This is a genomic window from Nocardia aobensis NBRC 100429 (genome assembly GCF_000308375.1).
Lineage (GTDB): Bacteria > Actinomycetota > Actinomycetes > Mycobacteriales > Mycobacteriaceae > Nocardia > Nocardia aobensis.
This window is the reverse complement of sequence record NZ_BAFQ01000058.1, coordinates 1-12,781: the sequence shown is the minus strand read 5'-3', so window position 1 is coordinate 12,781 and position 12,781 is coordinate 1. Positions and strand designations below refer to the sequence as shown.

Here is a 12,781-nt window from a genome sequence, read left to right as displayed (position 1 = left end):
CGGGCACCGGCGCGGTACCGCGGCGTCGAGCCCCCGGCGCGACGGAGACGGCGGTCGATGCGGCCGCCGACGCCCGGCACTGCTCGTCGGCGCGTCCGGGGCTCTGGGTTCGGTCGGTGTCTCATGGCGATGACGCCGCGAACCCGGGCGGTCGTCGACGCCGCGACCGCCGCGTTCCCGAAGCTGGGAACCGACGTCCTCGACGCGGCCGAAGCGCGACGGCAGCTCGCGGCGCGGCCACCGGCCCCGATCGATCCCGTTCCGGTTGCGGCCGTACGGAATTCGGCCATCACCGGCCCCGGCGGCGCCGACATCCCCGTGCGGATCTATACCCCACGGGGCGGCACCGAGCCGCTGCCGGTCATCATGTTCTGCCACGGCGGCGGGTTCGTGATCTGCAGTCTCGACAGCCACGATCAGTTCTGCCGGACGATGGCGAACGAGACCGGCGCACTGGTGGTGTCGGTGGACTACCGCCAGGCGCCGGAACATCGGTTCCCGGCCGCCGCGCAGGACGCGTACGCCGTGTTGCGCTGGATCGGCGCGGCCATAGCAGAGCACGGTGGCGACCCCGCCCGGATCGCCGTCGCCGGCGACAGCGCGGGCGGCAATCTGGCGGCGGTCACGGCGCTGATGGCCCGCGATCTGGGCGGCCCGGCGGTGGTCGCGCAGTTGCTCATGTACCCGATGCTGGATCCGGCTCGCGCGAGCGCGTCGTACCGGGACAACGCGCAGGGTTATTTCGTCACCGACGACCATTTGCGCTGGTACTGGGAGCAGTACCTCGGCGACGCCGACGGCACCGATCCGTATGCGGCGCCCCTGCTGTCCGACCCCGCCGGGCTACCACCGGCGCATATCGCCACCGCCGAATACGACCCGCTGCGCGACGAGGGCGAGGCCTACGGGGCGCACCTGGCCGCGGCCGGCATCCCCGTCGAGGTGCATCGCTACGAGGGCATGTTCCACGGATTCATGACCATGGGCGATGTGCTGCCGGAAACCGGCGTCGCGAACGAACGCGCCTTCGCGGCACTGCGCCGGGCCTTAGCTGTGCCGGCCCGGCCGATATTCGGGTGCGCCGACGGCCCGTGATCCCTACCGTGAACAGGGAGAGTTGTTCACGAAAGGATCGAGATCATGTTTCCCGTCGAGCTGCGCGGCACCAAGGCGCAGACGCTCATGTGGGCCCACGAGCACGAGGTCGAGCCGGCCGCGCTGCAGCAGCTGCGCACCCTCGCCCAACTGGAATGGGTCTACGGCGTCCGCGTGATGCCCGACGTGCATCTCGGCAAGGGAGCCACGGTCGGGTCCGTCATCGCCATGAAGGACGCGGTCGCCCCGGCCGCCGTGGGCGTCGACATCGGCTGCGGAATGGAGGCCGTCAAGACCTCGCTGACCGCCTCCGATCTGCCGGACGACCTGCATTCGCTGCGCTCGCGCATCGAGGCCGCCGTACCGGTCGGATTCAACGCGCACAAGGAGCCGGTGAAGGTCACCCGCCTGCAGCTGGACGTGCACGGCCGCCGGGCGGCCGGCGCCACGTTGCGAGCCGGATGGTCCGCGTTCTGGAGCCGGTTCGGCGATCTCGATCCGGCGGTGCAGCAGCGAGAGTCCAAGGCGCACAAGCAGATGGGCACGCTCGGCGGCGGGAACCACTTCATCGAGGTCTGCCTCGACACCGAACAGCACGTGTGGATTCTGCTGCACTCCGGAAGCCGCAATATCGGCAAGGAATTGGCGGAGCGGCATATCGCCGTGGCCCGCACGCTCCCGCAGAACCGGGACCTGCCCGATCGCGATTTGGCCGTATTCCTTTCCGGCACACCGGAAATGGACGCCTACCGGCGCGATCTCAGCTGGGCGCAGGAGTACGCGGCACGCAACCGGGCGGTGATGCTGGACCTGGTGTGCGGTGCCGTGCGTGACGAATTCGATGCGCTGGCTGTGCGTTTCGACGAGCCGATCTCCTGCCACCACAACTACGTGTCGGAGGAGATGGTCGACGGCATGCCGATGCTGGTGACCCGCAAGGGCGCGGTCCGGGCCGGAACCGGTGACCTCGCCCTGATCCCCGGATCGATGGGTACCCGCTCGTATGTGGTGCGGGGCAAGGGAAATCCCGCCTCGTTCCAGTCGGCCTCGCACGGTGCGGGCCGCCGCATGAGCCGCAACGCGGCCAAGCGGCAGTTCAGCGTCGCGGATCTGATCGCGCAGACCGACGGTGTGGAGTCCCGCAAGGACGCCGGGGTGATCGACGAGATCCCCGCGGCCTACAAGGACATCGACGCCGTCATCGCGGCGCAGAGCGATCTGGTCGATGTGGTCGCGACACTGCGTCAGGTGCTGTGTGTGAAGGGCTGAAGGCGGAACGGCCGCGTCTATTTGCGCAGCACACCCACCATGCCCGCACCCAGCAGCATCATGCCCGAGATCAGGGCGAAGCCGTAGGTCACCCAGGAGTGCAGCGCCACCTGCATCGTGGCATCGGTGAAGGGCAGATCGCCGATCAGGCGGAAGGTGTCGTCCGGGTACAGCAGGTGCAGCACGCCGGGAAAGATCCCCCACACCAGGCTGGCCACGATCGTGCCCACCGGCGAGAACGCGGCCATCGCCGCGACGAACAACAGCAGCAGGGAGCCGCCGAAGATCTCCAGCGCCGCGGTCCAGCGGTCGGTCACCGCACCCACGATGACCCAGTACCGGATATCGGCTCCCCCCTTGGCGGCGAACGCGATTCCGATGGGCGTCACAATGAGCCCGAACAGCACACCCGAGAGGGTCCGGCTGGTGACCCCGCGACTTTGGAACTGCGCGCCCGGTGGGGCCCAATCCGCAGGTGACTCGAACTTCTTGGCCATCGCCCGTTCCTCCCGCATTCCCGCGCATGCCAGTGGACCTCGCAGTCCGATCGCCCTCATTGTCCTGCCTCGCGACCGAAAATGCCCGACGCCGGGCGGAAAACGTTCGTGGCGTGGCGGTCCCGGGTTGCCGGTGGTTAGCATCGGCTATGCCCTCGACATCAGGATCTGCCCGACCGCCCGAAATCCCCGGAGTGCGCCGCAGTTTCATCGAGGTCCGCGGCGTGCGATTCCACGTCACCGAAGCCGGGGTCCCCGACGGCCGGCCGGTGCTGTTGCTGCACGGATGGCCGCAGCACCACTACGCCTACCGGCATCTGCTCGCCGATCCCCCCGCCGGGCTGCGCCTCATCGCCCCGGACCTGCCGGGTTACGGCTGGTCCGGCCCGCCGCCGCATCACTGGGCCAAGGAGGACGTCGCCTCCGACCTGCTGGCGCTGGTCGACGAACTCGAACTGCCGCGGCTGTTGCTCGCCGGTCACGACTGGGGCGGGTTCGTCGGATTCCTGATGGTGCTGCGGGAGCCGGAGCGGTTCGAGGGTTATCTGCCACTCAATATCGCGCACCCCTGGATCACCGCGCGGACCTTCGCACCGCACGCCTGGCGTTTCCTGATGTATCAGCCGCTGGTGGCTACCTTCGGCGTGCCGCTGCAGCGGTACACGCCGTTCGTCGATCGCCTGTTGCGGCTCAACGCCGACGCTCGGCGTACCTTCACCCCGGAACTCGCCGGGATCTACGGCGACCGGTTCCGCGATCCGGCGGTGGCCCGCGCGGCCACCGACACCTACCGCACCTTCTGGTTGCGGGAACTGCCCGCCGCCCGCCATCCGGAACGCCGCCGCGCCACGATCCCGATCCGTGCCCTGTTCGGCACCGGCGATGCGGCCATCCACCCCTCGCTGGCGGCCGCGGAGACCGCGCGTGCCGACGACTACACCGTCGAATACGTCCACGGCTGCGGACATTTCATCCCGGAGGAGCGACCGGACCTGGTGCGGGATCGGCTGCTGGCGCTGGCCGCCGAGACCGGTTAGTCAGCGCCGCGACCGGTCTTCCGATCACACGCGGGCCCGTCTCGGGACCGCGTTTCCGTGCACGGGGTGCGGCTGTAGCCGGACGGTGGCCAGGTGTCGGAGGGGTCGGGCACGATGGAGCGCGTGACTACCACCGAGCTGCGCGAATCCGCCGAATCCCTGCTGCGCGAGCTGGCCGGGCCCGGGGCGCGTCTGCGTGAGGACCAATGGACGGCCATCGAGGCGCTGGTCGTCCAGCGGCGGCGGGCGCTGGTGGTCCAGCGCACCGGCTGGGGCAAATCGGCGGTGTACTTCATCGCCGCGCGGTTGCTGCGGTCCCAGGGGCGGGGGCCGACGGTGATCGTGTCACCGCTGCTGGCATTGATGCGCAACCAGGTCGCCGCCGCGCGCCGGGCGGGAGTGATCGCGGAGACCATCAACTCCGGCAACGTGACCGAATGGGACGAGATTCATCAGCGCGTCGCCGCCGGTGAGGTCGATGTGCTGCTGGTCAGCCCGGAACGATTGAACAACCCCGATTTCCGCGATTCGGTGCTTCCCAAGCTGGCCGCCGACGCCGGCCTGGTGGTGGTCGACGAGGCGCACTGCATCTCCGACTGGGGGCACGATTTCCGTCCCGACTATCGCCGCATTCGCACGTTGATCGCCGACCTCGGCGAGGACATTCCGGTGCTGGCGACCACCGCCACCGCCAACAACCGGGTGGTCACCGATGTCGCCACCCAGATCGGCACCGACACCCTGGTGCTGCGCGGCACCCTGGACCGGGAATCGCTGCATCTGTCCGTGGTGCGGATCGACGACGCCGTCCAGCGGACCACCTGGCTCAGCCGGCAACTGGGCGAACTGCCCGGCTCCGGAATCATCTACACACTCACCGTCGCGGCCGCCCACGACCTCGCCGACGTCCTCACCGACCACGGATACCCGGTCGCGGCCTACACCGGTCGCACCGAACCCGGAGAGCGCGAAACCCTCGAACAGGCGCTGCTCGACAACGACGTGAAGGCGCTGGTGGCGACCTCAGCGCTCGGCATGGGCTTCGACAAACCCGACCTCGGCTTCGTGGTCCACGTCGGCGCCCCCTCCTCCCCCATCGCCTACTACCAACAGGTCGGCCGCGCCGGGCGCGGACTGGTCCCGGACGCCTCGAGTCCTTCCGGCCGGGCGGCCCGCGCGGAGGTCATCCTGTTGCCGGGGCCCGAGGACCGGCGGATCTGGAATTACTTTGCGTCCGTAGCCTTCCCGCGTGAGCAGGTGGTGCGGTCGGTGCTGTCCGCCCTGGACTACGAACGCCCGATGTCCACGGTGGCTCTCGAACCCCTGGTGGAACTGAGCCGGTCGCGGCTGGAGATGGTGCTGAAGGTCCTGGATGTGGACGGCGCGGTGCGGCGGGTGCGCGGCGGCTGGCTCGCCACCGGTGAACCGTGGACCTACGACACCGAACGCTACGAGCGCCTCGACCGCGCGCGCGAAGCGGAACAGCAGGCCATGCTCGAGTATCAGAGCACCGGCGAATGCCGGATGAACTTCCTGCGCCGCCAACTCGACGATCCGGGCCTGCCCCCGGACGCGCCCGGCTGTGGTCGCTGCGACAACTGCACCGGCCGCCGTTTCGACACCTCGGTCGACGCCGGCGAGGTGGCCACCATCCGGGCCCGGCTGGACCGGCCCGGAATCGATCTACTCCCCCGCAAACAATGGCCGACCGGACTGTCGAAGTTGGGAGTTCCGTTGTCCGGCAAGATATCCGACGGCCCGGAGGTGGGCCGGGTGCTGGGCCGGCTCAGCGATCTCGGGTGGGGTCAGCGCTTGCGAACCCTGCTCGACGCGCCCGACGGCCCGGCGCCCGACCATATCGTCGACGCCTGTATCGCCGTTCTGCGGGAATGGAAGTGGACGCAACGTCCCGGCGCGGTGATGGCCCTGCAATCGGCGACGCATCCGGTACTCGCCGCCGACCTGGCCGTCCGCCTGGCCCGCATCGGCCGTCTCACCGATCTCGGTGTCCTGCACACCCGTCCCGACCGGCCACCGGTCTCGGCGGCCAACTCCGCCCACCGCGTGGCGGCACTGTTCGACTCGTGGGAGACCCCCGACCTCACCGGCCTCGACACCCCGGTCCTGCTGGTCGATACCCACACCGACACCGGCTGGACCCTCACTCTCGCCGCCCGGACCCTCCGCCACGCCGGCGCCCCCGCGGTCCTTCCCTTCGCACTGGCCACTCCGACGTGAGGTACGGACGCGGCGCGTGCGGTGCCCGGCGATCGATCACCCACTATCGTCGATCCGGTGACCAGTAAGTCGACGCCGGCCGTGGAGTTGACGGTCGGCGAGCATACGGTGCGGGTGTCGAATCCGGATCGGGTGTACTTCCCGGAGCTCGAGGCGACCAAACTCGATCTGGTGCAGTACTACCTGAGTGTCGGCGACGGAATCGTCAACGCCCTGCGGGACCGGCCGTGCATGCTGCACCGCTTCCCGAAGGGATTGCCGGGCGGGAAGGTGCATCAGAAGCGGCTCCCGGCGGGGGCGCCGGACTGGATTCCCACCGTGCGCGTGCACTTTCCGCGCTACAACCGGCACGCGGACGAACTGTGCGTGCGGGAACTGGCGGACGTGATCTGGGCGGTGCAGATGTCGACGGTGGAGTTCCATCCGTGGAACTCGCGCCGCTTCGACACCGAGAAGCCCGATGAATGGCGCATCGATCTGGATCCGATGCCGGATTGCCCGTGGTCGCGGGTCCAGCGTGTCGCGGAGGTCGCGCACGAGGTCCTCGACGAGCTGGGTGCGGTCGGCTGGCCCAAGACCTCCGGCGGGCACGGCCTGCACATCTACGTGCGCATCGCGCCCGAGCACGGCTTCCAGCAGGTGCGCCGCGCCGCGCTGGCCTTCGCACAGGAGGTCGAGCGCCGCGCCCCCGACGATGTGACCACCACGTGGTGGCGCCGCGATCGCGATCCGGCACTGCTGTTCGTCGACTACAACCAGAACGCTCGCGACCATACGATCGCCGCCGCCTACTCGGTACGCGGCAATGCCGCCGCCACCGTCTCGACACCGGTGCGGTGGAACGAAATTCCCGATATCGAACCGAACGACTTCACCATCAACACCGTCCCCGCCCGCTACGCCGAACTCGGCGATCTGCACGCGGGTATCGACGACGCGGTCTTCGACCTGAATACGCTGCTGGAATGGGCCGACCGCGACCGGGTCGAGGTGGACCTCGACGAAGACGAAGGAGCACACGACGCATGACCGGCGCAGTCCGCATCGCACTGGCACCGCTCACCAATGACCTTCTGGAGCAGGCGATCACCGGCGCGGGAGCACGGCTTTCGGAGCTGAGCGACGCGCGGGCGCTGGTGTGGGACGGCGGGCCGAACGGATTTCCCGACCTGCCCGAGTCTATCGAGTGGGTGCAGTTGTACTCGGCCGGGGTCGAGGAGTTCTTCGACGCCGGCATCTTCGAACGCCATCCGAGCGTGGTATTCACCTCGGCGGCAGGCGCTTTCGCCAAGAGCGTTGCCGAGGGGACGATGGCGCTGCTGCTCGCGGGGGTGCGCTACCTGCCGGAGCACATCCGCGCCCACAGCTGGCGGCAGACCGAGTTCTTTCCGCATATAGGCACCTTGCGCGGGGCGACCGTCGCGGTCGTCGGCGCGGGCGGGATCGGCCGTGAGGTCATCGCCATGCTGGAGCCGTTCGGAGCCCGGGTGATCGCCGTCAACCGCTCCGGCCGCCCGATCGACGCCCCCCATGTGGTGGAAACGATTCCCGCGGAACGGATTCCGGAAATCTGGGCCCGCACCGATCACGTGGTCGTCGCCGCGCCCGCGACCGAGGGCACCCGCCACCTGATCGGCAAGGACGAACTGACCCAACTGAAACCGCATTCGTGGGTGATCAATGTCGCCCGCGGGTCGCTCATCGACACCGAAGCCCTGGTCGCCGCACTGCGGGAGGGCGCCGTCGGCGGGGCGGGCCTGGACGTCACCGATCCCGAACCGCTCCCCGACGGCCATCCGCTCTGGGACCTGCCGAATGCGATCATCACCCCGCACGATTCCAATCCGCCGCAGCTGCGTACAGCCGCCTTCGCCGACCACGTCGCCGCGAACGTCACCCGCTTCGCGCAGGGGCGTGAGCTCCTCGCACGGATCGATCCGGAGGCCGGTTACTGATCACCGCCCGTACCGGTGACTACCGCAGGGGGATGTCCACCCCGTGCTCCTCGGCCGGGCGCGGGCCGAATATCCGGCGATCCGCCTCGGTGATCGGCACGTCGTTGATGCTCGCCTCCCGACGTGCCATCAATCCCTGGTCGGTGAATTCCCACAGCTCGTTGCCATAGCTGCGCCACCATTGACCGGTACGGTCGTGCCATTCGTACTGGAACCGGACGGCCATGCGGTTTCCGCGAAATCCCCACAGGCTCTTACGCAGCGCGTAGTCGAGTTCACGTTCCCATTTCGCGGTCAGGAATTCGACGATCTGCGCACGGCCGGTGACGAATTCGTCCCGGTTCCGCCAGGTGGAGTCGGGGGTGTAGGCGAGCGCGACCCGGTGCGGATCCCGGGTGTTCCACGCATCCTCGGCCGCCTGCACTTTCTGCGCGGCGGTTTCCAGGGTGAACGGCGGATAGGGCGGTCGAGCTTCGGACATCGGATTCCTGCCTCTCCACGGGGAACGTTCGTTCTCCACCGATGCGTTACGGTAGGGAACGAACGTTCTCGATGTCAAGGGAGTCCCGGCCATGCCCGCCACGCTCAGCGCCGAACGGAATGCGTCCGACCGCGCGGCGCTGCTCGACGCCGCCGAGGAGTTGATGTACACGCACGGCGTCCAGGCCGTCGGAATGGATCGGATCCGCGACGCGTCCGGCCTGTCGCTCAAGCGGATCTACACCCTGTATCCGACCAAGGAAGACCTGGTCGTGGCGATGCTGCGCCGCCGCGACGAACGGTGGCGCCAGGCGCTGGCCCGGTACGTCGAACGCGTCGACGATCCGCTCCGGCGTGTCGAGGCGGTCTTCCACTGGCTACGAGACTGGTTCGGCGAGCAGGGTTTTCGCGGTTGCGCCTGGATCAACATGCACGGCGAACTCGGTGCCGAGTCACCGGCCGTCCGCGCGGAAGTGCGCGCGCACAAGGCCGCCTTCCACGACATGATCGCCGGGTGGGTCGCCGCCACCGGATCCGACGCCGCCGACGCGATCTACCTGCTCGCCGAGGGAGCCATCGTCACCGCCGGCATCACCGGCGAGACAGCCGCCGCCTCGACCGCCGAAGCCGCTGCCGCGCAGCTACTTTCGGCTACCCGGCGGTGACCGGAGAGATCAGCTCGGATCGTGGGTGAGGCAGCGGGCCGGATCATCACCCGATCCAGTTCTCACGCCGGTCGCGATTCGACGACATACCGAACGTGACGCAGGGGACGCGCGACGCCTCCCGTACCCGGCGGCAACTCCCGGCCGACACCCAGATTTCATGGGATTGCGGTAGCCGATTCGGCGGCTACTGTGTCAAAGCGACGGCGGGACTGATAATTTCGAGGCTTCCACATAAGAAACGGCAGTGATTCACATTCACCGCCGCACGGATCCGGGGCGGACGATCATGCATGCAGCTTCCTCGCGCAGGGCGCTCTTTCGGGCGGCCGGCCTCGGCCTCGCCGCCGCGACCGTGGCGCGTAGCGCGCCGGTCGCGGGCGCGCGCACCGTCTCCCGGCATGCACCGCTGCCGAATCCGTCCGATATCGCCACCACGGATCCGGCACTGCTGACCGCCACGGAGGCATCCGCGCTGCTACAGACCCGCCGGCTGCATCCGGCCGAACTGCTCGACGCCTGCTTGCGCCGCAGCGCGACCTACGACGGCGCGACCACCGCGTGGGTTCGTACCTATCCCGAGCTCGCCCATCAGCAGGCAGAGCGGGCCGCGCAACGACTGGCGGCCGGGAACGCACCGCTGATCTGCGGACTCCCGATCGCGGTCAAGGACATCTACGCGGCCGCGGGACTGCCGGTCACCGCGTCGAGCCGCGTTCTCGACGGCAATGTCGCCGCCGGGGACGCGACGGTCTGGCGGCGGCTGCGCGAGGCGGGCGCGGTCCTGATCGGGCACGTGCACACCGCCGAATTCGCGATGGCCACCGACACTCCACAGGTCGGAAACCCCTGGGATATCAGCGAATCCATCGGCGGTTCGTCGGGCGGTAGCGCGGCGGCGCTGGCGGCCCGATTCGCCCCGCTGTCGATCGGATCCGATACCGGTGGTTCGATCCGCATCCCCGCGTCCCGGGCCGGAGTCACCGCCATCAAGCCGACATTCGGCCGATGTAGCCGCTACGGCCTCATCCCCGTGATGTGGACCAGGGACCATCCCAGTCCGATGGGGCACAGCGTCGCGGACGCGTCCCTGCTGCTGTCGGCCATGGTGGGTCCCGATCCGAACGACCCGGTGACCGGTGTGGCGCCGGCGCCACCGGAGGACGGCTTCCCGCTGACGGCTACCGGTGGTGTGACACCGTTGTCGGGCAAGCGTTTCGGAGTGCCGACGGAATTCGTTCACCCACTTCCCCCGGCACTCGGCACGTTGTTCACCCGCTTCCTCGGGCTGGTCACCGCGCTGGGCGGCGAGACGGTGGAGGTCGCCATGCCGACACCACCGCTCGCGCTGGCCACCGGTGATGCGGTGGAGCTGGGGATGTTCCATCGGCAGTGGTCGGACAGGCTGTCGCTCTATCGGACCGAGAGCGCCGCGGTCGTGGCGATGGCACTGGCGGCGCTGGCCGCGCCCGCCTCCGACTACTGGCAGCTGGAACGCGACCGTGCGCGATTCCAGCGCCGGTACAACCAGTTGTTCGCCGACAACCGGCTCGACGCGGTGATTCTCCCCGGTGCGATCACCGACAGCTCGAAACGCGATGACATCGGCCCGATTTCCCTCATCGGCCCCTGCGATATCCCGATGATGTGGGCCAACTACACCGGCACACCGGTCCTGGCCCTGCCGGCGGGCCGATCCGCCGCCACCGGTCTGCCGTTCGGCGTGCAGCTCGGTGGAAAGCCCTGGGCGGAAGCCGACCTCATCGCCATCGGACTCGAATTGCAGGCCGCGGACACCGCATGGCGTGACATGCCCTCATTGCTCCCGAATCCGCGCACACTGCCCGAGATCGGCCCCGTGGCCCCCGGCGACGGCCCCGACCCGACCAACACCGACGCCGGAGCCCCCGCATTCAACTTCATCCCGACCACCAGCGCCGTCAACACGTGACCGGACAGCGATTTCTCCGGCGATACGCCGACACTCCCGCTGAGGCCGTAGGCTGCGGAGCGCGACCTGTCCGTCTCTCGGAGGAGTTGTGCATGGTGTTCGGGTTACCGAAACTGCCGCCGCTACCGCTGGTGCGGGCCGTCGGGACCGTTCGCTACGCGCTGGGCGAAGCCTATCGGCGGTTGGCGCCGGCACCGCTGTCGTTGATGGAGTTGCTGGCAGCGGGGTGGTTGGCGCAGGCCATTCATGCGGCCGCGGCACTGGGGATCGCCGATGAGCTGGCGCAGGGGCCGCTCACCGGTGCGGAACTGGCGCGGCGCGTGGGTGCGGACGAGGACGCGCTGCGCCGGTTGTTGCGGCTGCTGATCAGTCACGGCATCTTCGCGCAGCGCCGCGACGGCCGCTACGCGCTGACCCCGCCCGCCCGGGCCCTGTGCCGCGACTCTCCGGAATCGCTGCGTGATGCGGCCCTGTTCTTCGGGTCGGCCACACATCGGGCGCATTGGACGCATGTGGTCGACGCGGTGCGCACGGGAAATCCGGTGGGGCCGCAGGTGGACGGCGCTCCCTTCTTCGAATACATCCGCACCGACCGTCAATTCGGCGACCTGTTCGACCGCGCGATGACCAGCATCGGATCGCTCACCACGGAATCGTTGTTCGCCGCTTACGATTTCGGGCGCTTCTCGACGATCGTCGATGTGGGCGGCGGGCACGGCGCGATGCTCACCGAAATCCTCTCGCGCGCACCCGAAACCCGGGGCGTGCTGTTCGATCTGCCCGATGTGGTAGCCGGTGCGGCGGAGCGCTTCGCGGCCGCGGGATTCGACGAGCGGGCCGAGGTGACGGCGGGGTCCTTCTTCGAATCGGTTCCGGCGGGCGCGGAGGCGTATCTGCTCAAACATGTGGTTCACGATTGGCCGGATGCGCGTGCCGAACAGATCCTGCGCACCGTGCGCGCCGCGATGACGTCCCACGCCCGGTTGATCATCGTGGAAATCGTGCTGCCCCAGGACAATCGCCCGCATCCGGGTAAGTACACCGACCTGGAGATGCTGATCAACAGTGGCGGCCGCGAGCGCACCGCCGGTGATTACCGCGACCTGCTCGCGCGCTGCGGTTTCGCGCTGACCCGCATCACCGCGACGGTGTCACCGGAATCCGTGATCGAGGCACGGCCGGTGTAGGGCCACCCGCGTTATCGCGCACCGCGCGGACGCCGGCGCGGGCGAGCGGTGCCGAGGTGCTGCTCGACCAGTTCGCCCCACCAGTCGGCCAGCGATCCGACCAGAAACCAAGCGGCCCTGACTCGTTCGTCGTCGACCGTCTCGGCCTCGCGCAGCAGCACGGTGGCGCGGACCTGGGCGGCGGCGAGTCCGTCGACGGCCGCGCCGAGGGAACGCGCATGGGCCGCGGCGGCGGTGCGGTCGCTGACCCAGCGGTCGATGCGGACGACGATTTCCCTTCTGCGACAGTCGATCTCCGCCGCGCGGACCGGGGAGCAGCGGCGGGCGAGGTGAAGTTCGGCCAGTTCGCGGGCAGCCCTGGTGACTGGATGGTCGTCGGCCTGGTCGCCGAGGTGGCCGCAGCAGGC

12 protein-coding genes are annotated in these 12,781 nt (G+C 69.1%); 9 read left to right on the top strand and 3 right to left on the bottom strand.

Going from position 1 to position 12,781, the window contains the following annotated elements; genetic code table 11:
* The first annotated feature begins 123 nt into the window (after window positions 1–123).
* Both lipP1 and RJ03_RS07660 read left to right on the top strand, forming a co-directional pair.
* The gene (gene lipP1, locus RJ03_RS07665; RefSeq protein ID WP_051024437.1) at window positions 124–1,095 is read left to right on the top strand and encodes a LipP1 family hormone-sensitive lipase; all 972 of its coding nucleotides are present in this window, start codon (window positions 124–126) and stop codon (window positions 1,093–1,095) included.
* 45 nt (window positions 1,096–1,140) lie between these two features.
* Window positions 1,141–2,364 (top strand): RtcB family protein, encoded by a 1,224-nt coding sequence (locus RJ03_RS07660; protein ID WP_036499545.1) that lies wholly within the window; start codon window positions 1,141–1,143, stop codon window positions 2,362–2,364.
* 17 nt (window positions 2,365–2,381) lie between these two features.
* Here RJ03_RS07660 and RJ03_RS07655 read toward each other — a convergent pair whose 3' ends face one another.
* Window positions 2,382–2,861, bottom strand: a complete 480-nt coding sequence (locus RJ03_RS07655) for a hypothetical protein (protein WP_030512770.1) — start codon at window positions 2,859–2,861, stop codon at window positions 2,382–2,384.
* Between the two features lie 149 nt (window positions 2,862–3,010).
* Here RJ03_RS07655 and RJ03_RS07650 point away from each other — a divergent pair, with 149 nt between their 5' ends.
* From RJ03_RS07650 to RJ03_RS07635, 4 genes are all read left to right on the top strand, one after another.
* Entirely contained in the window at window positions 3,011–3,898 is an 888-nt protein-coding gene (locus RJ03_RS07650) for an alpha/beta fold hydrolase (protein WP_036499542.1), read from the top strand.
* A gap of 114 nt (window positions 3,899–4,012) precedes the next feature.
* Window positions 4,013–6,136, top strand: coding sequence for a RecQ family ATP-dependent DNA helicase (locus RJ03_RS07645; RefSeq protein ID WP_036499539.1), 2,124 nt, complete (start codon window positions 4,013–4,015; stop codon window positions 6,134–6,136).
* 57 nt (window positions 6,137–6,193) lie between these two features.
* A complete protein-coding gene (ligD, locus tag RJ03_RS07640; RefSeq protein WP_036499570.1) occupies window positions 6,194–7,165 on the top strand; it encodes a non-homologous end-joining DNA ligase in 972 nt (323 codons plus the stop codon).
* Window positions 7,162–8,091 (top strand): D-isomer specific 2-hydroxyacid dehydrogenase family protein, encoded by a 930-nt coding sequence (locus RJ03_RS07635; RefSeq protein WP_036499537.1) that lies wholly within the window; start codon window positions 7,162–7,164, stop codon window positions 8,089–8,091. The genes ligD and RJ03_RS07635 overlap by 4 nt, the downstream gene beginning before the upstream one ends.
* A 19-nt stretch (window positions 8,092–8,110) precedes the next feature.
* Here the strand turns inward: RJ03_RS07635 and RJ03_RS07630 are convergent, their stop codons facing one another.
* Window positions 8,111–8,572 (bottom strand): nuclear transport factor 2 family protein, encoded by a 462-nt coding sequence (locus tag RJ03_RS07630; RefSeq protein WP_036499535.1) that lies wholly within the window; start codon window positions 8,570–8,572, stop codon window positions 8,111–8,113.
* A gap of 91 nt (window positions 8,573–8,663) precedes the next feature.
* On the opposite strand from RJ03_RS07630, the gene RJ03_RS38785 reads away from it, so the two are divergent.
* From RJ03_RS38785 to RJ03_RS07615, 3 genes are all read left to right on the top strand, one after another.
* Complete coding sequence (locus RJ03_RS38785) at window positions 8,664–9,236, top strand: TetR/AcrR family transcriptional regulator (protein WP_036499533.1); 573 nt, start codon at window positions 8,664–8,666, stop codon at window positions 9,234–9,236.
* Between the two features lie 289 nt (window positions 9,237–9,525).
* Entirely contained in the window at window positions 9,526–11,187 is a 1,662-nt protein-coding gene (locus RJ03_RS07620; protein WP_036499568.1) for an amidase, read from the top strand.
* Window positions 11,188–11,279: 92 nt separating this feature from the next.
* Window positions 11,280–12,374, top strand: a complete 1,095-nt coding sequence (locus RJ03_RS07615; RefSeq protein WP_036499532.1) for a methyltransferase — start codon at window positions 11,280–11,282, stop codon at window positions 12,372–12,374.
* 11 nt (window positions 12,375–12,385) lie between these two features.
* On the opposite strand, the gene RJ03_RS07610 is transcribed toward RJ03_RS07615, so the two are convergent.
* The coding region (locus RJ03_RS07610; protein WP_036499531.1) for a hypothetical protein at window positions 12,386–12,781 on the bottom strand (396 nt) is incomplete at its 5' end.